This is a genomic window from Burkholderia sp. AU39826 (genome assembly GCF_020419965.1).
In the GTDB taxonomy this organism is placed as follows: domain Bacteria; phylum Pseudomonadota; class Gammaproteobacteria; order Burkholderiales; family Burkholderiaceae; genus Burkholderia; species Burkholderia semiarida.
On sequence record NZ_JAIZQG010000001.1, the window covers coordinates 166873 to 191572 of the forward strand.

Sequence of the window (24700 nt, forward strand, 5' to 3'; positions counted from 1 at the left end):
CGACTTCGCCGAGCGGCTCGGCGCTCTGGTCATGTTGACCACGACGACCCAACGTTGGACGAAATCGCGTATCGCTCCGAGAGCTCGACCAGGCTGTGATCTCAAGGCGATATGGTTGCGGTTCGACCACGCTCGCCGGACGCGGACCGAAGCTCGATAGCGAGGTCTGCTCTCGCGAATGCGCTGTTGTAGAACCGTGCGGCAAGGGGACTGTGGGTCTCGACTCGCCCACGAAGCCCGCCACGTTCAGCCGTTCGTTCTCGCACCGGGCATTGAATGCGTATAATACGTACAATACGTATTACTCGTCCCGGAGACGCCATGGTCACCATTACCGCAACTGAACTGGCCCGCCATACTCGCCAGATCCTCGATCAGGTCGCCCAACGCCGTGAGACGATCGTGGTCGAACGCAACCAGACCGTGATCGCGCGGCTGGTCCCGGCCGAGCCCGTTATGGACGCCGCACAAGCGCTCGAAGGCCTGCCTGCAAGTTTCGACGCCGAGGACGCAGCCCGTTGGCTGCGAGATAGTCGCAGCGGCTTCGAAGACGGAGTTCGTGATCCGTGGGCATGATCATCGACAGTTGCGTGTGGGTGGGGCTGGCCGGCGGCACGGTCGAATCGCGTGCCGTGATCGACACGGCGGGTGATGCGCCTGTGTTCATCTCGACGATTTCGTTGGGCGAACTGGCATTCGGCGTGCAGGCTTGCGCGGACGCTGCCGAACGCGCGCGGCGCGCCGCCCATTTGCGCCAACTTGAGCGCCGACCTGTGCTTGAAGTCACGCGCCACACTGCGGCCGCTTTCGGGGTGCTGGCTGCTGCTGTCAAGCAGGCGGGCCGCTCGCCGCGGCCGCGCTACAACGATCTGTGGATTGCAGCGCAGGCGATTGAGCACGGCTATGCGCTGATGACGCTGAACGTCGCGGATTTCGCTGATTTGCCAGGGCTAACCGTGCGCGTGCCACATGCTTCAACGTGAACGAGTGGCGAGCGTGAATCTGGACTGAACCTTGGACGGTGCGCCAGCCGCCGGGTGGACCGAGTTCGCCGTTCGAGGATGAGCGCGGAGCGGCGCGAGTCGTGGAAGCTATCCGATCGGCGTTCGAGGGGCTGGCAATAGCCGCCGAACACGAATGACGCGCGCTGGACTCGTCGACGGCGGCATTCTCGACAGCCGGGATTTGTGTGACGATGCCTCGATGTGCGGTAACAAGGAGGCGGCAGAATGCGCGAACTGCGGTGGGCGTCGCTCGAGGGCGACGGAATCGAACATCTGACGTTTGACCGGAATGATTCCGGCATCGTCGTCGAAAGCGCGGTGGTCGGCCAGCGGTACGGCCGTGCATACGGGCTGGTGTATCGCGTCGAGTGCGATGCGCAATGGCGCGTGACCTACGCGGTGCTCAAGGTGATGGGCGGTGGCACGCTCGAACTGCGCGGCGACGGGGCCGGGCACTGGCGCGACGGTTCAGGCCGCGAACTGCACGAGCTCGACGGCTGCATCGACATCGACATCGCGGCGACGCCGTTCACGAATTCGCTGCCGATCGGCCGCCTCGGCCTCGCGCGCGGCGAGCGACGGCCGATCGACGTCGCGTACATCTCGACGCCGGATCTGAAGGTCACGCCGGTCAAGCAGGCTTATGCGTGCATCGAACCGGGCCGCCGCTACCGATACGAAGGCATCTTCCGGAATTTCACGGCGGAGATGGACATCGACGACGACGGGCTCGTGATCGACTACGAAACGCTGTTCAAGCGTTTGCCGCCGCTGCGCTGAATGGCCGCTCCCGTCCGCATGGCCGGCGTCGCCGCCGGTACTGCCGCGACCGCGGCCCCTTCATGCGCGGACGCGAACCGGTCGATCCGCGACGCGATCAGGTCCGGATGGCGCAGCACGATCCAGTGCGCGCCGTCGATTTCCTCGCGCACGTGCTCGCCGAGCCAGCGGTCGAGGTCGGCCGACATCTCGGGCGTCACGTAGCGGTCGCGCACGGGCACCAGGATCTGCACCGGCGCCTGCGCATACCGTTCACGCGGCTTGCTGGCCCGCGCGATGAAGTTCGCGCGGTACATCTGCATTCCGTTCAGCGCGTTCTTCAGTTGCGCGGGATCGCGCTCGGCGCGCACGCGCTCGGTGATCTGCAGCCAGCGCGGCCACAGCGCGGCGCCGCCGAGCCGCCACACCAGCGACGGCACGAGTGGCAGATGGAAGAACGCGATGTACCACGATTTCAGGCTCTGCTTGAGCCGCATCTTCGCGCGGAACACGTGATCGAGGCACGGGCCCGAGATCGACGTGTACGACGCGATGCGGCCGCGCAACGCAGGGTCGGTCACGGCCTCCCAGCACTGGATCGAGCCCCAGTCGTGGCCGACGAGGTGGAACGGCCGGCCGCCGCAGGTTGCGTCGGCCACCGCCTTCAGGTCGCCGGCGAGCCGCTCGAGCGTGTAGTCGGCGCGGCGGCGCGGCGCATCGGATGCGCCGGCACCGCGCACGTCGTACGCGATCACGCGGTAGCGCTTCGCGAGCCGCGCGCGGATCGGCGCCCACACGACCGCCGAGTCGGGGTAGCCATGCACGAGGATCAGCGGCGGCGCGCGACGCGGCCCGCTGACGTAGACGGCGAGTTTCACGTCGCCGGACGGGACGGTCAGCATCTCGTGAGCGCGCGCCATCGCGTCATGCCTGCGCAACCGGATGCAGCGGCACGCGGCGCGGCGCAGCCTGCGCCGCATAACGCGCGTTGGTCGCGTCGATGTTGGCGAGCAGCGTGTCGAGCCCCTGCAGATACTGATGGTTGTCGTGGTCCCACGGATGGAAGCCCGGCCGGAAATAGTCGAGCCATTCTCGCGCGATGCTCGGGAACACGCCATTCCTCGGGCTGTACAGATACTTCACGAGGCGCCACATGCCGCCGAACTTGCCATGCTTGCGGCGGTGCGACAGCATCAGCCGCACGTGGAAGTCGAACACGATCGTCCAGAACATCACGGTCGTAAGCAGCATCGTGCCGGTGCGCAGCAGGTAGCTGCCGAGGCCCGGCTTCATCACGACGTTCCACACGTCGTACGACACCGCCTTGTGCTCGGTTTCCTCCATCGCGTGCCACATCCACATCTGCTGATAGCCTTCGACCGACCCGTCGATCCGGTGCTCGTGGCCCGACAGCAACTGGTTCGCGAGGATCGCCGTGTAGTGCTCGAGCGCGATCGTGATCGCGAGCTGCATCGAATGCGGCAGCGTCTTCTTGAAGAAGCCGAGGATCGTCCACAGCCGCTTGTCGAGCTTGTGCGCGGGCAGGCCGGACGCCTGCAGCAGGTCGTTGTACTCGATGTGCTCGCGCGTGTGCATCGCTTCCTGGCCGATGAAGCCGACCACCTGCTTCTTCAGCTCGGGATCCTCGATCCGGTCGCGGTAATTGCGCACCGAATCCATGAAGAAGCGTTCGCCGGCCGGAAACAGCAGCGACAGCGCATTCATGAAGTGCGTGACGGGTACGCCCTGCACATGCCAGTCCTTCGCGCGTTCGGGCGGCAGCGCGAAACGGATGTCGCGCCGCACGGGCATCATGTTCGGTGTCGTCATGATTGTTCTCCCTGATTGCCTGCATTGTTGTAGGTGGCGTGCACCGGCGCCGGCGTGCCGCGTGCGGCGCGGCGGGCCTTCGCGGCCTCGCGGCGCGTCGCGAGCACGACGAGCGCCTGGTAGGCGGCGGGCAGGATGCGCGCCATCCAGTCCGCGCCCTTCGCGTCGCGGCCGATCAGCACGCGGCGCTTGTTATTTCGCACGCCGGCGAGGATCGTGCGCGCGGCGTCGTCGGCGCTCGTGATGAAGAACTTCTCGAAGCTGTCCTTGCCTTGCTGTTCGCTCTCGACGATGAAGCCGACCATGTTTTTCGCGACGCGGCTCGACTGCGCGATGTTCGTGCGGATGCCGCCCGGATGCACGCACGTGGCCGACACGCCGCACTTCATCATGTCGAGTTCCTGGCGCAGCGATTCGGTAAAGCCGCGCACCGCGAACTTGGTCGCGTTGTAGCCGCTCATGCCCGGCTGCGCGAAGATCCCGAAGATGCTCGACGTGTTGATCACGTGGCCGTCGCCCGACGCCTTCAGGTGCGGCAGGAACGCCTTCGTGCCATGCACGACGCCCCAGAAGTTGATGTTCACGATCCACTCGAGATCGCTGTATTCCATGCCTTCGATCGTGCTCGACAGCGCGACGCCCGCATTGTTGAAGATCATGTTGACCTTGCCGTGCTCCTTCGCGGTGTCGTCGGCCCACGCGAACATCGCGTCGCGATCGCCGACGTCGAGCACGCGCGTCGACACGCGCACGTTCGGCGCGATCGCGCGGACGATCCGTTCGGTTTCCGCGAGGCCGACGCCGTTCTTGTCGGCGAGCGACACGTGGCAGCCGGCCTGCGCGAGCTGGATCGCGAGCGCGCGGCCCATGCCCGAGCCGGCGCCCGTGATCGCGGCGACCTTGTTGGCGAAATCTCTCATGTCGGTGGCTCCTTGTCTGGCTCAGGCCGCTTCGGCGGACGTGGAAGCGGAAGCGGCCGGCGCGGCGGCGGGCCGCGCGGTCGTGTCGTGCGGTGCGCGATACGCGTGGTAATCGGCGATCGAGAAGCGCGCGGTCGCCTGGCGGAAGCGCCACGTGAAGCCCGGCCACAGCGTCGTGTTCTTGCCGGTGCGCGGGTCGAGGTACCAGCTCTTGCAGCCGCCCGTCGACCAGATCGCCTTTTTCAGCTTGCCCTGCAGGTCGTTGTTGAACTGGGCCTCGACGAGCGGGCGCACCTCGATCGCGTCCGCGTGCTCGCGGCGCATCGCCTGCAATGCGCCGAGGATGTATTCGATCTGCGACTCGATCATGAACACCATCGAGTTGTGGCCGAGGCCCGTGTTCGGGCCGACGATCATGAAGAAGTTCGGGTAGCCGGGCAGCGTCGTGCCGAGATACGCGTGCGCGCCGTCGCGCCAGGCGTCGACGATGTCGAGGCCGCCGCGGCCGACGATCGCGCCGCGCGGATACGGGTCGGCCACCTGGAAGCCGGTGCCGTAGATCAGGCAATCGACTTCATGGCGCTTTCCGTCGGTCGTCACGACCGCGTCGGCTTCGATATGGTCGATGCCGGTCGTGATCACGTCGACGTTCTTGCGCGACAGCGCCGGATAGTAGTCGTTCGAGATCAGCACGCGCTTGCAGCCGAGCGTGTAGTTCGGCGTCACCACCTTGCGCAGTTCCGGATCGGGAATCTGCTTGCGGATGTGGCGCAGCGCGAGCTTCTGCACGTTCTTCATCAGCGACGGATGGATCGCGAAGCCGAGCACGCGCGATTCGAGCATCCAGTAGATGCCGCTGCGCACGACCTTCTGCGTGAACGGCAGCGTGCGGAACAGCCATTTCTCGAAGCCGGTGAGGTTGCGGTCGGGCTTCGGCATGATCCACGGCGGCGTGCGCTGGAACAGCGCGAGCGACTTCACGCGCGGCGCGATCCGCGGCACGAACTGGATCGCGCTCGCGCCGGTGCCGATCACCGCGACGCGCTTGCCTTCGAGCGGATAGTCGTGATCCCACTGCTGCGAATGGAACGCGCGGCCCTGGAAGGTTTCGACACCGGGGATCGCCGGCAGCGCGGCGCGCGACAGCCCGCCCATTCCCGACACCAGCACGCGCGCGGACAGCCGCTTGCCGTTCGCGAACGTGAGGCGCCAGCGTTGCGCGGCTTCGTCGTACTCGGCGCGCTGCAACTCGTGATTCAGCCGCAGGTACGGGCCGATGCCGAAGCGCTGCACGCAGTCTTCCAGATACGCGCGGATCTCCGGCTGCGGCGCGAACATGCGCGTCCAGCGCGGGTTCGGCGCGAACGAGAACGAGTAGACATGCGATTGCACGTCGCATGCGCACCCGGGGTAATGATTGTCGCGCCATGTGCCGCCGACCGACGCGGCCTTCTCGAGGACGACGAAGTCGGTCACGCCCGTTTGCTTCAGGCGGATCGCCATCCCGAGGCCGGCAAAGCCGGTGCCGATGATGGCGATGTCGATGGTTTCGTCCAGGCCGTCGTGGCCGGGTGGACCGAAAGGCAACGTGCGAGCATTCATCCGGGTGTCTCCGATCTGGCTCATTTTTTAATGTTACATTGATTGATGTAACGATAGTGGGTGAACCCGGAAACCGCAAGAGGGTAGAGGCGGCGCTCTAAGGGCCGGAAGCCAGACGGGAAAAGGCTGAGCGGGGTTTGGAACGGTCCGGCTTCCGCAATGCGGGATGAGCGGAAAAGGCCGTCGGCAGGGCAAGACAGGGGAAAACCGGGGCCGCCCGCGCGCGGCGGCCCGTTTGAAACGGTATCAGGGGCTGATCGACCGGCCGGCGATCTCATGGAAAACCCCGGCCACGATCGTGACCTGCGCGAGCGCATAGAGGCCCCAGATCAGATAGTCGATGCCCGGAAAAACGCCGAGGAAGCGGCCGACGCCGATCAGCGTGTCGGAGCCGACGAAGATCAGGCTGCCGATGGCGACCAGCGGGCCGCGCGTGCGGGCGGCGAGCGCGAAGCTCGCCATCATGCACAGCACGAGCATGTAGACGGCGACCGGCGCCAGCAGCTCGCCGAGGTGCGGGAAGAACGCCGCGTAGAACGCCGGCGCGGCGATCCACAGCCCGACGAGCGCAACGATGCGCCAGCCGTGCGGCCGCGCGCGCCATCGGAAGAAGATCGCGCAATAACACACGTGCGTGAGCAGGAATGCGCCGAGGCCGAGGACGAACGACAGCGGCCAGTCGGGCAGCGCGAGCAGCACGTCACCGAGCACGGCGGCCGCGAGCGCCGCGCACAGCCATACGCGTTCGCGCGGCGCGCCGCAGGTGCTGCCCGCCGCGAGCAGCAGGATGCCCATCGCGGCTTTCGCGGCGGCCTGGCCCGGATAGGGGGCGGCGGCGAGCGACAGCCCGTACAGCAGCGCCGCGGCGATGGCGAGCGGCCAGAGCCGGCGGTAGGTGGCGGGAAGCGTGGCGATCAAGGCGGGTGTCTCCGGTTTGTTGTCGTCTGCGGTGGACGACGCGCCGTCAGGGGCGCGGCTGCCGGCCATTATCCGGAAGAACGAGCACGCCAAAACCGGCGAATCCTTCTAGGAAACGACGACGGCGGCCTGCGCTGCGGCACCGGATTTTTCCGCGCGTTGCCCCGGCGGAACCGGGGCAACGGCTGCGATTCGGCTTGCTATGATCGCCGCGGTATTGCCGTTGTCGCTGTCGATGTCCCGCGTCGCCTCGCGACTGAATGCGCGAGCCGATGCATGCCCGATGAATCCCCGCCGTGCCCGGCCCGCGCGCTCGTTCGAAGCGGGGCGGCGCGGCCGCCACGAAAACAGGTCCGACCATGACCGAACTTCTCCACGGCGACGGCGCGATCCGTCGCACGACGCCGTACGGTTCCTCGATCGAAAACACCTATGGGGGCGTGCTGTCGTTCATGCGCCGCAATTACTCGCGCGCGCTCGACGGCGTCGACGTCGCGATCTCCGGCGTGCCGCTCGATCTCGCGACGACCTATCGCTCCGGTGCGCGGCTCGGGCCGGCCGCGATCCGCGCGGCGAGCGTGCAGCTCGCGGAGCTCAACCCGTATCCGTGGGGCTTCGATCCGTTCGACGACCTCGCGGCCGTCGACTACGGCGACTGCTGGTTCGACGCGCACAATCCGCTGTCGATCAAGCCGGCGATCGTCGAGCATGCGCGCACGATCCTGCGCTCGGGCGCGAAGATGCTGACGCTCGGCGGCGACCACTACATCACGTATCCGCTGCTGGTCGCGCACGCGGAGCGCCACGGCAAGCCGCTGTCGCTGATCCATTTCGACGCGCATTGCGATACGTGGGCCGACGACGACCCGGACAGCCTCAATCACGGGACGATGTTCTACAAGGCCGTGAAGGAAGGGCTGATCGATCCCGCGACGTCGGTGCAGGTCGGCATTCGTACGTGGAACGACGATTTTCTCGGGATCGAGCGGCTCGATGCCGCGTGGGTGCATGACCAGGGTGCGCGGGCGGCGGTCGAGCGCATCGTCGAGATCGTCGGTACGCGGCCTGCATACCTGACGTTCGATATCGATTGCCTCGATCCGGCGTTCGCGCCAGGAACGGGGACGCCGGTCGCGGGCGGGTTGTCGTCCGCGCAGGCGCTGGCGATCGTGCGCGCGCTCGGGGCGGTGAATCTGGTCGGGGCGGACGTCGTGGAGGTGGCGCCGGCGTACGATCACGCGGACATCACGGCGATCGCGGCCGCGCATGTGGCGTGCGATCTGCTGTGTCTGTGGCGGCAGAAGAAGGTGGCGGGGGCGTTGCGTTGAGCGCGTGGCGCGCGGCACGCGACAGCGGCCGGCGGGGCAGCGCGCCCGGCCGGCCTGCCGATGCAGGGGGCCGCGCGCGTTACTTCGCCGCCAGCGCACCCGCCACGCTTTTGTCGACCCAGGCGTTTTCGGCCACGCTCAGTTTCTGCGGAATCAGCTTCGCCGCGTGGAACGCATCGGCCACACCTTGCTGCGCGGCGACGATGCGTTCGTCGATCGGCACCGCACCGAACGGCACGCGTTTGATCCACGTCTCGACGAGCGCCTGCGGCAACCCGACCTTCGGCGCAAGCAGCGCGGCCGTGTCGGCCGGATGCGCGTTGACCCACTGGCCCGTTTCCCGCGCCTGTTTCAGGATCGCGCCGACCACGTCGGGATGCTGTTGCGCGAAACTCCGCGTCGCCTCGTAGAAATTGTTGGTCGCGGCGAGCCCCGTGTAGTCGGACAGCGTGCGCACCTTCAGCGCGCTTTGCGCGGCCGCGTAGTACGGATCCCACACGGCCCACGCATCGACGTTGCCGCTTTCGAACGCGGCGCGCGCATCGGCCGGCGGGAGATACACCGGCTGGATTTCGTCATAGCGCACGCCGGCTTTCTTCAGCGCCTCGAGCAGCAGGTAGTTCGCGCTCGAGCCTTTCTGCAATGCGACCTTCTTGCCGCGCAGGCCGGCCACCGTCCGGATCGGCGAATCGGCCTTCACGAACACCGCTTCGTTGTGCGGCGCCGGCGGTTCCGCGCCGACATAGACGAACTGCACGCCGGCCGCCTGCGCGAACACGGGCGGCGGCGCGCCCGTGTAGCCGAAGTCGATGCTGTTCGCGTTCAGCGCCTCGAGCAGTTGCGGGCCGGCCGGGAATTCGAACCATTGAACGCCATAGCCGAGCGGCTTGAGCCGCGCTTCGAGCGCGCCCTGCGCCTTGACGACCGACAGCAGGCCGGCCTTTTGATAACCGATGCGCACGATCTTGTCGGCGCCGCCTTGCGCGAACGCCGACGCGGCGGACAGGGCAACGAGCGAGACGGCGGCGGCGCGGGTGATCCAGCGGGTGAAACGAATCATCGAACGAACTCCATGCGAGGCATCTTCGGGGAGCGGCCGGCGCCGCTCGGTTGGAAGAATCGTCGCACGGGCGATCGCGCCCGCAAACGAAGCATTGCCGATATGGATATGACGGCGTCGGGCCTATGCTTTGTCGCCGCCGCCCGCCGGATCGGGCGTGTCCGTCGTGCCGGACTGCCGCGCTGCTTCGTCGCTGAGCTTCTTGTCGAGGATCGTCGCGACCCGCCCGCCGAGATATGCGCCGGCCGCGGTTTCGAGCGCGCGGTTCGTCTCGCCTTCGACGAACACGGCCGCGAGCGGGCGCAGGCGCCAGATCGCGTCGACCAGTTGGGGCACGTCGGTGGCCGGCGGCAGCGTGCCGGCGTCGTAGCGGTCGAGCCGCTTCACGACGAGATCGACGAGCAGGCGCGCGATCGCGTCGAAATGCGGCCGCGCGAGGCTGATCACGTCGAGCAGCTCGCGCGGCGGAATCCCTTCCTTCGTCATCGCGGCCGCCGCCTCGAGCAGCGCGGGGCTCTTCGCGACGAACGACAGGCCGCGCCGTTCGAGCAGCCCGAGCTCGGTCACGCGCGACAGTTGCGTGGTCGCCTGCGGGCCGAACATCTGCGCGAGTTGCGCGAGCGAGTAGGTTTTCGGCAACTCGTGCGACCAGCGGCCGCCGATCGCATTCTCGAGGCCGAGGATCGAGCGCAGATCGTGGCCTTCGTCGATCGCCTTGATCAGATCCTGGATGTTCGACAGCGTGTAGCCGCGCGCGAGCAGATGGTTGATCAGCTTCAGGCGCGCGACGTGCGTGTCGTCGTAGATGCCGACGCGCCCGCGTTTCTCCGGCGGCGCGAGCAGCCCGCGATCCTGGTAGGCGCGGACGTTGCGCACGGTGGTGTCGGACACGCGCGCGAGCTCGTCGACCGTGTATTCGTTGCGGGAATCCGGCGCGGCCTCGTCGGGCGTGGAATGAGTCTGTTTTGACATGCGGCCATTCTAGCGCGCCGCGGCAGGCTCGGGCGAGGCGGGGCGCGTGTTCGCGCCGTCGCCGAGCGGGCGCTGCAGCAGCGCCGTGTCGATCCAGCGGCCGTGCTTGAAGCCGACCGCTTTCAACAGGCCGGCCGGCTCGAAACCGAACGCGCGATGCAGCGACGTCGAGCCGCCGGTGCCGCCGTCGGCGATCACCGCGATCATCTGCCGCCACGGGCCGCCTTCGCAGCGCGCGATCAGCGCCGCGAGCAACGCGCGGCCGATTCCGCGCCCGCGTTGCGCATCGTCGATGTAGATCGAATCCTCGATCGTGAAGCGGTACGCGCTGCGCGTGCGGTACGGCGTCGCGTACGCGTAGCCGGCCACGCGGCCGTCGCATTCGGCGACGAGGTACGGCAGCCCGTGGTTCAGCACCGCATCGCGGCGTACGCGCAGTTCGGCGACGTCGGGCGGTGTTTCCTCGAACGACGCGACGCTGTGGCGAACGTGGTGCGCATAGATCGCATGGATGGCATCGAGGTCGGCGTCGGTCGCGTCACGCACGACGGAGGCGGAGGCGGAGGCGGAGGCGGTGGACATGGCGGCGGGGCGAATGAAGTGAAAGCGCTACTATGCCGGCCGCCGACGCGCGTGGCAAAGCCGTTTGCGGTTTCGGCGGCTTACAGGCGGCCGTCCGCCGCATGCACCGCGTCGGCGATCGCGTCGGCGACGCGCTGCACGCGCGGCGATCGGCGCACGTCCGGATGAACCACGAGCCAGATCTCGCGCGCGATGTCGCAACGCGGGGCGGCCGTCAGCTCGACGAGCGGCGCGCCGGCGTGCGCCGTTGGATCGTCGACGAGAAAGCGCGGCAGCAGCGCGACGCCGGCCCCGGCTGCGCACGCGCGATGTTGCGCGGCCAGATCGTTGGCGATGAACGCGAAGCGGCGCCCGGCCGCGAAGCGTTCGAGCCACTGCTGCTGCGGCGTTTGCGCGAGCGCGTCGTCGTAGCCGACGAACGGCCAGGTGTCGGGCGGCGCATCCGCCCATTCCGGTGCCGCGCACAGCGCGAAGCGCATCGTGCCGAGCCGGCGCGCGGCGAGCCCCGGCTCGCTCGGCCGCGACAGCCGCACCGCGAGATCGGCTTCGCGCGCATACAGGTTCGCCGCATGCATCTCGCCCATCAGGTCGATCCGCAGCGCCGGCCACGCGCGCTGCGCACGGGCCAGGCGCGGCGCGAGGAAATGGCTCGCGAACACCGGCGACGCCGATACGCGCACGACGCCGTCGAGCGCGGTCGCGCCCTGCGCGGCGCGCGCGAACGCATGCGCGTCGGCTTCGAGGCGGGCGGCGTGCTCGGCGAGGTGCAGCCCTTCGTCGGTCGGCGGCCATCCGCGCGGCAGCCGATCGAACAGCCGGATCCCGAGCGCCGATTCCAGCGCGTCGATGCGCCGCGCGACCGTCGAATGCTGGACCTGCAGCGCGCGGGCGGCGGCCGACAGGCTGCCGCCGCGCATCACCGCCAGAAAGTAGCGGATGTCGTCCCAGCTCATCGGCAGCACGGGCGAGACGGCAAGATCGCGGTCGGTCGAATTTTGCACAGTAGGTGGGCGTTAAACGTGAATTCCGTCGAATTATGCACGATGGGATGATCGTGTCACTTCATTCGACAGCGAGGAACGTCATGTCCCAAACCACCCAAGCCATCCAGATCGGGATCGACCGTTACGGCGACGCCGACGTGCTGCGCCGCGTCGATGCGCCCGTCGCGCCGCCCGGCGCCGGCGAAGTGCGGATTCGCCAGACCGCCATCGGCGTGAATTTCGTCGACATCTATTTCAGAACGGGCGCGCATGCATTGCCTGCGCTGCCGGCGGCGCTCGGCGTCGAGGCGGCCGGCGTGATCGACGCGGTCGGGCCGGGCGTGCCGGATCTCGTGCCCGGTCGGCGCGTCGCCTATGCCGGCATGCCGACCGGCAGCTATGCGAGCCTGCGCACGATGCCGGCCGAGCGCGTACTGCCGATTCCAGACGGCCTGAGCGACGAAGCCGCTGCCGCCGGGCTGCTGAAGGGGATCACGGTGTACATGCTGCTGCATCGCGTGCGGCAGGTCGGCGCCGGCGATACGGTGCTCGTGCATGCGGCGGCCGGCGGCGTCGGACTGCTGGCGACGCAATGGGCGCGTGCGCTCGGCGCGCGGGTGATCGGCACCGTCGGCTCGGCCGCGAAGGCCGCGCTCGTGCGCACGCACGGCGCCGAAGCGGTGGTCGATTATCGCGAGGAGGATTTCGTCGCGGCGGCGCGTGCGTTCGGCGGCGGTGCGGGCGTCGACTACGCGATCGACGGCATCGGCGGCGACGTGCTGACCCGCACGCTCGGGGCGATTCGTCCGTTCGGGATGGTCGCGAGCATCGGGCAGGTGGCCGCGATCGGCGCGCGACAGACGTTCGATCTCGACGAGTTGGGCCCGGCGCGTTCGATCGCGCTCGCGCGGCCGAGCGTGCTCGGCTTCATCGCGCGCGACGTCGGCGCGTATCGCGACGCCGCGCGCGCGACGCTCGACCGGCTGGCGGGCGGGATGCACGTCGAGATCGGCGCGCGGCTGCCGCTGGAGCAGGCGGCCGATGCTCACCGGTTGCTGGAGTCGCGCGCGACCACGGGCGGCGTCGTGCTGCTGGCGTGACGGCGGGCGCGGGCGGCTTGCCTGCCCGAAAAATTGACGACGATCAGCCGCGAAGCAGGGACGGACTCAAGTTTTGTGCAGGCAAACCGTAATACAGAGGGCCGCGGACCGATTGCCGCGGCATTTTTCATCGCTCACGTGCCGTCATGAACCTGAACGCCCTGTTTTCCCGTTTCTCGATCCGTACGCGGATTTTCTCCACGCTCGGCCTCGTCGCCGTGCTGCTCGTCGTGTCGGGGCTGATCGGCCTCGCGGGCATGCAGAGTTCCAATCGCGCCCTCGACGAGGCCTATACGCGACAACTGGCGGCGAAGACCGCGCTGTCCGCGGCGAGCCTGAACCTGACGATCGTGCGCACGACGCTCGACCGTGCCCTGCTGCATCCGGACGCGGCGGAGGTTCCCGATCTCGTGAAGAAGGCCGAGGGCTATCTCGCGAAGGCCGACACGGCATGGCGCAACTACGCGGCGATGCCGCACGACGGCGACGAGGGCCCGCTCGCGAGCCGCCTCGATGCCGCGCGCCAGGCGCTGATCGGGCAGGCGCTGAAGCCGATGATCGATGCGATCCGCGAAGGGCGGCGCGACGAAGCCGACCGGTTGCTGATGACGGTCGCGCCGCCGCTGTCGGTCGCGCTCACGCAGGCGACCGACGCGCTCGATGCGTACCAGGCGGCACGCGGCAAGGACGTGTACGACACCGCGCAGACCTATTACGGCTGGATGCGCATCGGCGCGATCGCGGGCATCGCATTCGGGCTGGCCGCATGCCTCGGCTGCGCGATCGGCCTGCATTTCGCGATCACGCAACCGGTGAATCGCCTGCTGTCGCATTTCCGCCGGCTGTCGGACGGCGATCTCACGTCGGAACTGCGCTGGTCGTCGCGCGACGAGATGGCCGAACTGGTCAAGGGCGTGACGGGCATGCAGCGCAGCCTCGCGGACACGGTGCGCCAGGTCAGCCAGGGTTCCGAGGCGATTTCGACGGCGACGCACCAGATCGCGGCCGGCAACACCGACCTGTCGCAGCGCACCGAGGAACAGGCGTCGGCGCTGCAGCAGACGGCCGCGAGCATGGAGCAACTGACGGCGACCGTGAAGCAGAATGCCGACCACGCGCTCGAGGCGCAGGCCTGCGCGGACAGTGCGAGCGAGATCGCGACGCGCGGCGCGACGGTCGTCGGCGAGGTGATCGGCACGATGAACGAGATCGACCAGAGCTCGCAGAAGGTCGCCGACATCATCGGCACGATCGAGGGAATCGCGTTCCAGACCAACATTCTCGCGCTGAATGCGGCGGTCGAAGCCGCGCGGGCGGGCGAGCAGGGCCGCGGCTTCGCGGTGGTCGCGGGCGAGGTGCGTACGCTGGCGCAGCGCTCGGCGTCCGCGGCGAAGGAAATCCGCACGCTGATCGGCGAATCGGTCGAGCGTGTCGCGACGGGCTCGCGGCTCGTCAGTACGGCCGGCGCGACGATGCAGGACATCCAGCAGGCGATCGGCCGCGTGACGGGCATCATGACGGAGATCGCGGCCGCCTCGAGCGAGCAGCGCGACGGGATCGAGCAGGTGAACCGCGCGGTGTCGCAGATGGATCAGGTGTCGCAGCAGAACGCGGCGCTCGTCGAGCAGGCGGCGGCCGCGGCCGCGTCGCTCGAGGAACAGGCGGATGGGTTGCGGCGTGCGGTGGGGGCGTTCCGGGTGGCTTGAGCAGGGAGAGGTGAATCGCAGCGGATCTGTCGGCTGATGCGACCTGTTTCACGGGTGGGTCGATGCTATCGTCGTATGATCGAGCGAGCAGTCTGTTGAGAAACAAAGCCCCGCTACCGGGGCTTTGTTTTTTGTAAATCAAAATTTGATGTGCAACCTTTAAAACAAAGGTAGTCTGGCACGAAGCCAATCCCACTTGGAGGGCGGAATCATCAGATGTTTTTTGTAATTCGATTCATCGGCCAAGTCGATATAGCGTACCAGATTGCCCTCGTAACCCAGAGGCGGGTGAGAGCTTTCTCCATGATGCCAGTTGACGGAGAAATATCGCTTTGCAAGAAGCTCGCCCTTTTCACTAAACACTCTTAGCTCAATGTTGTCATTCGTCGCGTCCTGATCATTTCCGCCGGTGCCGCACAGCTTGAATCGGTACCAAACGCCATTCATGTTTTTTATACCGCCATCTAATGTCTCCGGGCGATCATAGAAGTCACACCGTCCATAGGCGGGGCGATTGAAATGAACGATCAAACCTGCGCATACGTAAATGACAATGGCTAAGCCAATGTATCTGATGGCTCTATTCTGCATATTTCACCAAGATCAAGATCGATCGGTTTCTTCAGTTTCAAATAAACTGGATTCGAATATATCATGAAGTCCCTGCCCCTGTGATGTCTTTCTCGCCATCGACTGTAGTCTGCATTATGGATTGGAAAATAAACATCGGACGTCTTGAATTTTCCTAATATACTTCTTCGTGTGTCGACAGGTTTGTTGATGTTTTTTGACCAAATGTCAATGTCGGATTCTCGTTTTGGCGAGCTTGATCCTGTAAGAATTGACCCCGGGGCGATGATGACGCCATGTTTGTTCCAGTGGCCTAAATATTGTTTTCCGTTGAATGAGTAGTTGTCTTTCACGTAAACATATATATGCGTGATTCTACCCGTGGCGCTTAGGCAGTAAAGCGTACCTGATTTTTCATATTTGAAGTATTTTTCGCTTGAAATTTCAACATTTCCAATGGCTGCATAAATGTTGAAATTGGCCAGCGCCCCCGTGAGATCCGTTGGGGAAAGGTTCTCCAGGGTGTCCCAATTTCCTATTTTCGATAGCTGGAATTGCCAGTCGTTGTGAAATTTATGCAAATTTCTTGTGAATGAGGCGGTGTTGAAGTTGAACGTAGAATTTCTTTCTAAAAAGAGCTCTTTGACAAAAGACTTGGTGATATCTGATGCTGTTCGTATGGAACGTTCGCTGTAGATATCGCTCGCGAGAAGTTTATTGTACTTTTTTCTGACATTTCCGAATTTCAAAATCCATTCGAGGGTAACGTCATCGTCATTCAGCGGCTGGGCTGACGTTGGATCGTCGTTGTAAACATGCGCAGCGCCCGCGAACCAGATCCGCGCAAGCCTGGCCGAAACCTTCCAGCCCAGATTGTCCATCGCGATTGGCACGTCCTGGAGATCGAAAGGGGGCGGATTTTCGCAAACCTCCGATTCCGCCTGCGTCTGCGGTCGTTTGGTTATCGCCTGATCGGCTTGCGGCGGCGGTTGAGGTGATGCAGGAGGCTCCGGAGCAATCGAAGGCCTGGAAATCGCTTTGGGCGGCGGCGGCTTTTCCCCCGGTGCAAGCCGGTCGATCGATACGCTCCTTTGCGTATCGAGCGGGACACACCCTCGGGAACCCTTGTATTCCTTCAACTCCGATCCGAACAATCCCTTTTTCGGTTCGTAGTAAGGCAGCTTTTTTACGTCGGCCATCGAATATTCCGCGTGCAACGAATGGCCTGGCATCGTAGCGGCCGGCTGCAAGCGGACAAAGCGTCAGGGATTGCCGAAACAGGTTGAAACGAGCGTGGGCAAGGGTGCGGGGCGTCGGGAAATGTGCCCGATTGTGTCAACGGCCACGATGTCGAAGTTAGTCCAGGGCGTGCGTTCGCCCGCCCGCCGCGTCAACCCGCCGCGTCCGCGAGTTGCGCGGCCGCGCGCGACGACGCGACGATCAGCAGCTTCATCGTCGCGCGCGTCGCGCCGACGAACAGCTTGCGCGCGGCACGCGCGTCGAGCGTGTCGAAGTCGACTTCCGTGAGGATCACGCACGGCGCCGACTGACCCTTGAAGCGGTAGATCGAATCGAGCAGCACGTCGCCTTCGCGATACTCGGGATTGCCGAACAAGTCGTACTTGCCGGTGAAGCGCTTGATCCGGTGCGGGCCGAGCTGGTCGAGCGGCGCAAGCACCGAGCCTTCGCGGCCGCGGTACGACAGCACCGCGATGTCCTGCTTGCGGAAGCCGAGCGACAACGCATGCGTGATCGCGCGCTTGGTCGCATCGATGCAGGCTTGCGCCAATGCGTCGTCCGACGCGCCGTCTTCGCCGTAGGCCGACACCGACGGTTCGGAGCCGTCGAACGGGCTGCCCGAGCGCAGTTCGGCCGCGAGCGGCTCGACGCGGCCGACGACGTCGCGCACGAATTCGAGCAGGTCGCGCGGGCTGCGGTAATTCGTGAGCGCCTTCAGCGTGACCCAGCCAGGCAGCGCGACGGGTTCGCGCATGTACAGGTTCTGCAGCGGATCTTCCAGCCACCACCATGCGCCGTCCGGCGCCAGCAGGCGCTCCAGCGCGGCCGCCCACGGTGCGTGGAAATCCTGCCCTTCGTCGACGACCAGCACGTCGAAGCGCCAGCGCTCGGGGATCGGCGCTTGCGCGAAACGCGCCTCGAGCCGTTCGAATTCGCCGGGCGCCTGGAAGTCGGGCGTATAGCCGCCATCGCGCGCGACCCAGTCGCACAGCTGATGGTAGTTCGCGATCTTCGCGCCGGGCGGCGCGATGCGCGCGATGTAGTCGGCGAGCGGCCGGTTGAAGCACACATACAGCACGCGCTTGCCGGCCGCGACGGCGTCGCGCATCACCTGGACCGCGAGCTGGGTCTTGCCCGAGCCGGCCGTGCCGGTCACGCGCAGCCGGAACGGCGCGAAGTCGAGCTGGCGCGCCCATGCGGCGAGCCCGCCCGACAGCCGGGTGACGAGCGTGCCGGCCTGCCCGACGAGCGCGCTCGTGTCGGGCGTGAGCGCGAGCTCGTCCGCGAGGAAATGGTGGAGCTTCGGCGCGTTCGGAAAGTGTTCGTCGTCCTCGGGCAGGATCTGCAGGATCACTTGCGCGAGCTGCGTCTTGCGCGACGCATCGACGATGCGCTCGGGCGCGACGCCGGCGATCGACGCGTCGCGGATCGAGTAGTCGGGGCAGTACAGCAGCGCCTCGACGCCGTAGACGCCCGCGCCGAGCGCGGCCGTCAGGCGCCGGTGCAGCGTCTCCTGCGTGCGTGCGAGCTGGATCGGGACGTTGCGCTCCTTTTGCAGGTAGACCTTCACGAGCCCTTTCGGGGTCTCGCGCAGGAAGCCGGCCTTCTGCTCGATCAGCAGCACGCGGCCGGCCGGGCTCACGACGACGAACGCGGCTTCGCCGAATACCGAAAACGCCTGATCGGCGCGCGTCCAGTGGACGCCGTGATACACGGTGTAGCTGTCGGGCAGCGCGTGTTCGAGCGCGGCGAGCGTTTCGCGCTCGCGTTCGGCCGCGCCGGTCGCGGCGAGGCTTTTCCAGTCGTCGGGGATGAGGCGGGCCATGGCGTCGGGCGGCGGATGCCGGCGTGGGCGTGAACGGGTGCGGCTATTGTACTGAGGAACCGGTTCATGCCCGCGGCGCCGCGCGGGCGTTGGCCGTTCGACGGGCGGCCGGCCCGGCGAACGTCAGCCGCGCGCGAGCCGCTTCGCGAGATCGGCGCTGAGGATCGCCATGCGCGCGGGCTTTTCGTAGCACACCACATCGAACGCGCGGATCACTTCGCTGATGTCGGCTTCGCTCGCGCGGCCGGTGAGCAGGGCGCCCGTCAGCACGAAAACCGGCGCGCCCGGGTTGTCGGACGTGCGCACGGCCTTGATCGCGGTGGCGGCCGTGCCGTCGTCGAACAGCCATTCGGTCAGGACTGCGTCGAAAGCCTGGCCCTGCAGCGCGTCGACGAATGCCGCGAGACCGTCGAACGCGGCCGTCGCGAAACCCTGCCGTTCGAGATAGCGGCACAGCTCGTTTGCGCTGACACGATCGGGGTCGATTACCGCGACGACGAGCTTGTCGCTTTCCGCGCGGCGCGGATAGATCTCGATCTTGTGCACGTCGTATGCGTTCTGGTACAGCACGCCGGTATGGCGCAGCACGCGCCAGCGGCCGTTCTGTTCGTACGCGACGAACTCGGGGCGCGCGCCGGCTTCGAGCGGCGCGCCGATCCAGGCGGTGCATGGAATCTCGGCGACGCCCGCATACAGGACGGCTTCCTGGCTATAGGCGCCGACCATGCCCGGGTCGAGCGTTTGCGCGCCGAACAGCTGGGCGGCGGGTTCGCCGTACGCTTCGGCGACTTTCTTGATCTGCGCGAGCGTCCAGGGGCTGCTGCCGCGCAGTTTGCGGTGGCCTTGGGAGAAACTCAGATCGAGGATGCGGCACAGCTCGGTAGTCTGCTGGCGCTTGCCGATGCCGTTGCGGGTCATCAGCTCGCGCACGCGCTCGGCAACCGCGAGGGAATCCGTGGTGATTGCTTCAGTGGTCATGCTACGGGAACGGATCGTGACGTTCAGAACGACGCCTTGCGGCAGTCTCGGCGGACAGTCTTCATGACGTCCAATGGCGAGCCGACCGGCCACGCACGGAAAAGATAACTTTACCGCAAAATGGTCGTCATTCAGTGTGGTGAAAGGTGCGTTTGTGTGAAAGGTGTGTCATGAAGTTACGCCGGGCCTGCGTCGGCGCGTGCGCGCGACGGTGCGTTCGGCACCTTTGGGCTGCATTCCCATGGGCCGGCGTGTGATTCCCCACGAGGCGGCAGGTAATCGCAACGCGACGCACCAACGCAGGGCGCGATCACGTCCGGCCGGGATGTTCCGAGGATATCGCGCGGCGAACGGCCGAAGCACCTGCAGGACGAACAATCGATGGTTTCTTCTAGTGAAACCAGCGCGGATACATTTTTTGGCGCCCGCGGCGCTGCGTGCTACGATTTCGCCGTCTCAAAAAAGTGTTGAACCGATGCAGAAGAAATTCTTGATGCGCGGCTACGAGATGAACTGCGAGCCGCGCGTGACGGAGGCCGGCAAATACGCCGCGCAGGTCGAGGTCACGAAGGTGGGTTTCAGCCGTGAAGCCGCGTTCCGCAAGCTGGGTGAATTCGACACCGAAGCCGAGGCCGTCGCGTACGCGAAACGATTCTCCGAAGAATGGCTGAGCCGCTATGCGTAGTGCAGCGCGTGCGGCGCCCCGAACGGCCGGAATTCCTGCCTGAATATTGCGAATGCCCCCGGAAATTCGTAGATTGACGGCTCCCGTCGTGAGGTATCGATCGTCCGAAGGCAACGCGATTGGAGGCTGCGAATGTCCACTTTGTGCATGCAGACCGTCGTTCACGGCGTTCGCGCTACGGCGGCATGTACATGAACGGCTCGCCGTCCTCCCGCTCGACCGCCAGGAGCCGCTGGAGCTGATCCAGCGCGAATAACCGGTTTCCCTCTGCCGCCGCCTCGGCGATCGCGGCGTCGACCAGCTTGCGCGCCCGCGCGAGGATCACGGTTCGCTGACGGGCGATCTCGAGCACCATCCGTTGCTCGACGTTCTGCCGATTCGATTTCCTGTCGCTCAGGTGACGCCAGCGATCGCGAAGCTCGGCCCAGGTGATGCGCTGAAATTCCGGAATCGTGCGCGGCAGCGTGCCTGCGTCGGCCGGCTCGGGCTGCCCGCGCAATGCGCAGCGCAGTGCCGCGCGAGCCCGCCACTCGTCCGAAAACGGCGCATACACGTCGCGCGTGCGCCCGATCGGATTGGCGCGCTCGATCTCCTTGTCGAGCAGGTAGCCGAGCCGCCGAAGCGCGGACCCATGCGCGAGCATGTCCGGATCGAGCACACGGATGCGGCGCGATGCGTCCGCGACGTGGGCTTTCAACTCCCACAGCGTCAGGCGGAGGTGCTGCACTTCGAGTATCAGACGCTGGACGTCCGCGTAGGTGCACTGCGTCCACCATTCGGTGAGGTCGTTCAGCTTGGGCGGATCGAATGGGGGGAGGATCATTTTGCTGCGACGATACTGTATGGATATCCAGTATCGTCGCGTGACGATCCGGGGGCGTCAAGCCGAAAAAACGGGGACGGCCGGAAAGACGCGTGTGCGGATGCGCAAGGCGCCCGGGATCGTTGCGCGGCGCTCGCTTCATCGGATGACGTTGCCGCGATAAGCTTTGCCGGCCATGCACCGATTCCCGACAGAGAACAATGACCACCACCTATCCGCTGCACGACGCATTGACCCACGCCGAAACGGCGTTTCCGACCGAAGCCGACGTCGTGATCGCCGGCGCCGGCATCATGGGCTGCGCGGCCGCTTACTACCTCGGCCTGCGCGGCCTGAAAGCCGTCGTGCTCGACAAGTCGCGCATCGCCGGCCAGCAATCGACGCGCGCGTGGGGCTTCGTGCGGCAACAGGGGCGCGAGTCCGCCGAAGTGCCGCTGATGATGGCCGGCATGCGGATCTGGGAAGGTCTGGAGCAGGCGCTCGGCTTCGATCTCGAATGGCGGCAGGGCGGCTGCCTCTATATGGCGGACAACGAAGACGACTGGGCGTCGTTCCAGGCGTGGCTCACCGTGGCGCGCGAACACGGGCTCGACACGCGCACGCTGACGCGCGCCCAGATCGACGAACGCGTGAGCGGGCTGTCGGCGCAGGCCCGTACCCTCGGCGGCTTGTATACGGCGACCGACGGGCAGGCCGAGCCGCGTCGCGTGGCCGCCGCATTCGCGGCGCGCGCGACCGAGGCGGGCGCGCGTTTCTTCGAAGGCTGCGGCGTGACGGCGATCGAGACGGCTGGCGGCGCGGTCGTCGGCGTCGCGACCGAGCGCGGCGCGATCCGCACGCGGCGCGTGATCTGCGCGGCCGGCGCGACCAGTTTCCGGCTGCTCGACGGCGTCGGCATCCGGCTGCCGCAGCAGGCCGTGCGCGGCACCTGCATGCGCACCAACGTGGTTCCGCCGGTGTCCGCGGCGACGATGTGGGGCCATGGTCTCGGCATCCGGCAGCGCACGAACGGCGCGATCAATCTTGCCGACGACATGCAGGTCGACGTCGATCTGACGCTTGGCCACCTGCGCGGGTTGAGCCTCTTCTGGCCGCAATTCTGGTCGCAACGCGACAAATTCCGGCTGCACCTGAATGCGTCCGCATGGCGCGACGTGCTCGCGCGCATCGGCGGCGCGACGGGGCCGATCGAGCCGCGCGATCCGCAGCCGCAGCCGAATCGCGCGCATGCGCCGCGCGCGCTCGCGAAGCTCAAGGCGATCTTTCCTGCGCTGAAGGATGCGCAGATCGTCGAGGCGTGGGCCGGCCTGATCGACGTGCTGCCCGACGGCATCCCGGTGATCGATGCACCGGGTACGCCGTCGGGGCTCGCGATCGCGACGGGGTTCTGCGGGCACGGTTTCGCGATGGGGCCGATCGTCGGCCGGCTGCTCGCCGAATGGATCGACACGGGCGCGCCGTCGCTCGACCTGTCGGCGTTTCGCGCGCGGCGTTTCGTCGACGGGACGATGGTGCGGCCGCGCAGCATGCTGTGACGGCTGCGCGCGTGCGTTCCCGTCGTAGAATCGAGCCCGCATCCTTCAGGAGATTCCCCGTTGGCCACGCCATCCGATCAGCGCCGCTCGTTGCGCATGCGCCTGCGTTGCGCCCGCAACCCGTGGCAGGCGCCGCGCGCGCGCACGCTGTTCACGCGCCCGGCGACGTCGCCGCGGCGCACGCTGCTGTTCCGTCTCGGCGCGGTCGTGCTGTTGTGCACGCTTGCGTTCCTCGTGCTGTATCTCGATCGCGACGGCCTGCGCGATTCGACCAAGAGCACGCCGATGACGGTGGCCGATCTCGTGTACTTCACGATGGTCACGGTCGCGACGGTCGGCTACGGCGATATCGTGCCCGTCACGGCGCGCGCGCGCCTGCTCGATGCGTTCTTCATCGTGCCGATCCGTATCGGCATCTGGTTCATTTTCCTGGGCACGGCGTATCAGTTCGTGATCCAGCGCGTCATCGAGGAATTCCGCATGAAACGCCTGCAGAAGCAACTGTCCGATCACATCGTCGTGTGCGGTTATGGCCTGTCGGGATCGATCGCGGTGCGCGAGTTGCTGGAAAGCGGCGTCGATCCGGCGACGATCATCGTGATCGATTCGCAGCAGCAGGCCCTCGAGGCGGCGACGTCGCTCGGCGTGACCGGATTGCTCGGCGATCCGGCGCACGAGGATCTGCTGCAGCAGGCGCAGGTGCGCGCGGCGAAGGCCGTGATCATTTCGGTGACCGACGATCCGACCGCGATCCTGCTGACGCTGTCGGTGCGCAGCATCGCGCCCGATACGAAGATCGTCGTGCGGATCCAGGAGAACCTGTACCAGCGGCAATTGCGGCAGGCGGGCGCGGACGTGATCGTGTCATCGACGAAGATCGGCGCGCTGTTGCTCGCGGATGCGGTCCACAGCCGCTACATCGTGCCGTTCGTGAACGACATGCTGTCGACGCGCGGGCGCGCGACGCTGCTGGAGCGCGAGGCGTTGCCGCATGAGATCGGCTGCCTGACGAACGTGGTGCCGGGCGCGATCGTGGTCGGGCTCGATCGCTGCGGGAAGATCTATTCGTTTTACGAGGATCCGCCGTGCAGGATCGAGGCGGGCGATACGCTGGTGGTGATTCAGTCGGCGCGGATTCAGGATCCGGATGTTTGACGGCGTTTGACTTTGGTCATGTGCCCATGACCATGAAGCCTTTCTCGAATTCGGCTGCAGCTGTGATCTGCCGGAACACCTTGCAGCGGAATCAGCGGTCTTGGGGAAACCGTCTCCAAGCCCGGCCTCGCGTCGCCGGACGGCGTACGAGCAGCCCCCGCTAACGAAACGCCCGCATCTGCCCCGTCATCATCTGCAGCATCTTGTTGGCGGCCACCGAGAGCTTGCGGCCCACGCGCGTGACCATGTGCGCTTCGGCGTTCTCGAGGATCGGATGCGCGATCTCGATCGCGAACAACTCCTTGGCCTGCAGTTCGGCCGTCACCGCGAAGGCCGGCATCACCGAAATACCGAGCCCGGATTTCACGAACTCCTTCAGGATCGCGAAGGAATTCGTGGTGACGACCGGCGTGAGCCGCACACGCTCGGCGTATTCGACGGCCTCCATCATCTGCCGCGTACCGTAGGACGGGTGAGTGGCCGCCAGCGGGTAGGTGGCGAGCTGCTGCACCGTCAGCACCTTGTGGGTGCGGCGCGGGAAATCGGGGCCGACGATCGCCATCATCGGCTGCCGCTTCGACGCGCGCGACACCACCTTGGGCTCGGCCGGCGGGTTGTACACCAGGCCGATCTCGCCCTCGTCGTTCGAGATCTTGCGGATCACGTCGTTGGTGCTGCCCACGTCGAGGTTGACGCGGATCCCCGGGAACTGCCGGCAGAACTGCTGCATCGGCCCGGCCAGCAGATCCGAGACGAAGCCCTCGCCGAGCACCAGGCTGACCTCGCCGGTCTTGAGCCCGCGCAGTTCCTGCAGACGCGAGATCAGGTCGTCGCGGTGCGCGAGCTGCTCGCGGAAATACTCGATCACGCAGCGTCCCGCTTCGGTGGGCGTCACGCCGCGCGCGTGGCGCTCCACCAGGGTGGCGTCGAGCTCCTTCTCCAGCAACCCGATCTGGCGGCTCACCGCCGAGGGCGCCACGTCGAGCCAATCGGCCGCGGCGCGGATCGTGCCGCAGCGCACGGCCTCGTAGAAATAGACGATGCGGCTGTCGGTCAGGGTATCGCTCATGATCCTGGCGTTCTAAAAAAGAGAACAATCTCAATATTGGCGTTGATTGATTATACG

Annotated in this window: 24 protein-coding genes; 9 read left to right on the forward strand and 15 right to left on the reverse strand. The window is 66.4% G+C overall.

Features of this window, described 5'->3' with window-relative positions:
- The first annotated feature begins 321 nt into the window (after positions 1-321).
- The 3 genes from LGM42_RS00820 (at position 322) to LGM42_RS00830 (ending at position 1784) form a co-directional block, all read left to right on the forward strand.
- Positions 322-576: a type II toxin-antitoxin system Phd/YefM family antitoxin gene (locus tag LGM42_RS00820; RefSeq protein ID WP_059584911.1), complete on the forward strand. Its 255-nt coding sequence runs from the start codon at positions 322-324 to the stop codon at positions 574-576.
- Positions 567-983 carry a type II toxin-antitoxin system VapC family toxin gene (locus LGM42_RS00825; protein ID WP_226231311.1) on the forward strand — a complete coding sequence of 139 codons (417 nt, stop codon included), beginning with the start codon at positions 567-569 and terminating at the stop codon, positions 981-983. Before LGM42_RS00820 ends, LGM42_RS00825 begins: the two co-directional genes overlap by 10 nt.
- Positions 984-1229: 246 nt before the next feature.
- Positions 1230-1784: a putative glycolipid-binding domain-containing protein gene (locus LGM42_RS00830; RefSeq protein ID WP_226231312.1), complete on the forward strand. Its 555-nt coding sequence runs from the start codon at positions 1230-1232 to the stop codon at positions 1782-1784.
- Here LGM42_RS00830 and LGM42_RS00835 read toward each other — a convergent pair.
- The 5 genes from LGM42_RS00835 to LGM42_RS00855 all read right to left on the reverse strand — a co-directional run bounded on the left by LGM42_RS00835 (position 1745) and on the right by LGM42_RS00855 (position 7033).
- On the reverse strand, positions 1745-2683 hold the full coding sequence (locus LGM42_RS00835) for an alpha/beta fold hydrolase (RefSeq protein ID WP_226231313.1): 939 nt from the start codon (positions 2681-2683) through the stop codon (positions 1745-1747). The genes LGM42_RS00830 and LGM42_RS00835 overlap by 40 nt on opposite strands.
- A 4-nt stretch (positions 2684-2687) precedes the next feature.
- Positions 2688-3593: a metal-dependent hydrolase gene (locus tag LGM42_RS00840; RefSeq protein WP_226231314.1), complete on the reverse strand. Its 906-nt coding sequence runs from the start codon at positions 3591-3593 to the stop codon at positions 2688-2690.
- Entirely contained in the window at positions 3590-4513 is a 924-nt protein-coding gene (locus LGM42_RS00845) for an SDR family NAD(P)-dependent oxidoreductase (RefSeq protein WP_226231315.1), read from the reverse strand. The genes LGM42_RS00840 and LGM42_RS00845 overlap by 4 nt, the downstream gene beginning before the upstream one ends.
- Positions 4514-4534: 21 nt before the next feature.
- Positions 4535-6115 carry a flavin-containing monooxygenase gene (locus tag LGM42_RS00850; RefSeq protein WP_124657881.1) on the reverse strand — a complete coding sequence of 527 codons (1581 nt, stop codon included), beginning with the start codon at positions 6113-6115 and terminating at the stop codon, positions 4535-4537.
- Positions 6116-6361: 246 nt separating this feature from the next.
- The gene (locus LGM42_RS00855; protein ID WP_226231316.1) at positions 6362-7033 is read right to left on the reverse strand and encodes a lysoplasmalogenase; all 672 of its coding nucleotides are present in this window, start codon (positions 7031-7033) and stop codon (positions 6362-6364) included.
- Between the two features lie 359 nt (positions 7034-7392).
- On the opposite strand from LGM42_RS00855, the gene speB reads away from it, so the two are divergent.
- Positions 7393-8361, forward strand: a complete 969-nt coding sequence (gene speB, locus LGM42_RS00860; RefSeq protein ID WP_226231317.1) for an agmatinase — start codon at positions 7393-7395, stop codon at positions 8359-8361.
- A gap of 79 nt (positions 8362-8440) precedes the next feature.
- Here the strand turns inward: speB and LGM42_RS00865 are convergent, their stop codons facing one another.
- The 4 genes from LGM42_RS00865 to LGM42_RS00880 form a co-directional block, all read right to left on the reverse strand.
- The gene (locus tag LGM42_RS00865; protein ID WP_059639649.1) at positions 8441-9421 is read right to left on the reverse strand and encodes a sulfonate ABC transporter substrate-binding protein; all 981 of its coding nucleotides are present in this window, start codon (positions 9419-9421) and stop codon (positions 8441-8443) included.
- 123 nt (positions 9422-9544) lie between these two features.
- On the reverse strand, positions 9545-10393 hold the full coding sequence (locus LGM42_RS00870; RefSeq protein ID WP_059584919.1) for a MerR family transcriptional regulator: 849 nt from the start codon (positions 10391-10393) through the stop codon (positions 9545-9547).
- A gap of 9 nt (positions 10394-10402) precedes the next feature.
- A complete protein-coding gene (locus LGM42_RS00875) occupies positions 10403-10975 on the reverse strand; it encodes a GNAT family N-acetyltransferase (RefSeq protein WP_226231318.1) in 573 nt (190 codons plus the stop codon).
- An 80-nt stretch (positions 10976-11055) separates the two neighbouring features.
- On the reverse strand, positions 11056-11928 hold the full coding sequence (locus LGM42_RS00880) for a LysR family transcriptional regulator (protein WP_226231702.1): 873 nt from the start codon (positions 11926-11928) through the stop codon (positions 11056-11058).
- Between the two features lie 131 nt (positions 11929-12059).
- Between LGM42_RS00880 and LGM42_RS00885 the strand changes: the two genes are divergently transcribed.
- Both LGM42_RS00885 and LGM42_RS00890 read left to right on the forward strand, forming a co-directional pair.
- On the forward strand, positions 12060-13058 hold the full coding sequence (locus tag LGM42_RS00885) for a quinone oxidoreductase family protein (RefSeq protein ID WP_060310782.1): 999 nt from the start codon (positions 12060-12062) through the stop codon (positions 13056-13058).
- A 146-nt stretch (positions 13059-13204) separates the two neighbouring features.
- Complete coding sequence (locus LGM42_RS00890) at positions 13205-14764, forward strand: methyl-accepting chemotaxis protein (RefSeq protein WP_226231319.1); 1560 nt, start codon at positions 13205-13207, stop codon at positions 14762-14764.
- A 159-nt stretch (positions 14765-14923) separates the two neighbouring features.
- Here LGM42_RS00890 and LGM42_RS00895 read toward each other — a convergent pair whose 3' ends face one another.
- The 4 genes from LGM42_RS00895 to LGM42_RS00910 form a co-directional block, all read right to left on the reverse strand.
- Positions 14924-15295 (reverse strand): hypothetical protein, encoded by a 372-nt coding sequence (locus LGM42_RS00895; RefSeq protein ID WP_226231320.1) that lies wholly within the window; start codon positions 15293-15295, stop codon positions 14924-14926.
- Positions 15296-15321: 26 nt separating this feature from the next.
- Entirely contained in the window at positions 15322-16533 is a 1212-nt protein-coding gene (locus LGM42_RS00900) for a DUF6402 family protein (RefSeq protein WP_226231321.1), read from the reverse strand.
- Between the two features lie 191 nt (positions 16534-16724).
- Complete coding sequence (locus LGM42_RS00905; protein WP_226231322.1) at positions 16725-18398, reverse strand: ATP-dependent helicase; 1674 nt, start codon at positions 18396-18398, stop codon at positions 16725-16727.
- A 123-nt stretch (positions 18399-18521) separates the two neighbouring features.
- Positions 18522-19376, reverse strand: coding sequence for a helix-turn-helix domain-containing protein (locus LGM42_RS00910; protein WP_226231323.1), 855 nt, complete (start codon positions 19374-19376; stop codon positions 18522-18524).
- Between the two features lie 475 nt (positions 19377-19851).
- On the opposite strand from LGM42_RS00910, the gene LGM42_RS00915 reads away from it, so the two are divergent.
- Complete coding sequence (locus tag LGM42_RS00915; RefSeq protein ID WP_059584925.1) at positions 19852-20061, forward strand: hypothetical protein; 210 nt, start codon at positions 19852-19854, stop codon at positions 20059-20061.
- Positions 20062-20236: 175 nt separating this feature from the next.
- On the opposite strand, the gene LGM42_RS00920 is transcribed toward LGM42_RS00915, so the two are convergent.
- Entirely contained in the window at positions 20237-20884 is a 648-nt protein-coding gene (locus LGM42_RS00920) for a hypothetical protein (protein ID WP_059639643.1), read from the reverse strand.
- A 200-nt stretch (positions 20885-21084) separates the two neighbouring features.
- Between LGM42_RS00920 and LGM42_RS00925 the strand changes: the two genes are divergently transcribed.
- Positions 21085-22419, forward strand: a complete 1335-nt coding sequence (locus tag LGM42_RS00925; RefSeq protein WP_060310784.1) for an NAD(P)/FAD-dependent oxidoreductase — start codon at positions 21085-21087, stop codon at positions 22417-22419.
- Positions 22420-22479: 60 nt separating this feature from the next.
- The gene (locus tag LGM42_RS00930; protein WP_226231324.1) at positions 22480-23574 is read left to right on the forward strand and encodes a potassium channel family protein; all 1095 of its coding nucleotides are present in this window, start codon (positions 22480-22482) and stop codon (positions 23572-23574) included.
- Positions 23575-23734: 160 nt separating this feature from the next.
- Here LGM42_RS00930 and LGM42_RS00935 read toward each other — a convergent pair whose 3' ends face one another.
- Entirely contained in the window at positions 23735-24643 is a 909-nt protein-coding gene (locus LGM42_RS00935; RefSeq protein ID WP_060310785.1) for a LysR family transcriptional regulator, read from the reverse strand.
- Positions 24644-24700 lie beyond the last annotated feature (57 nt).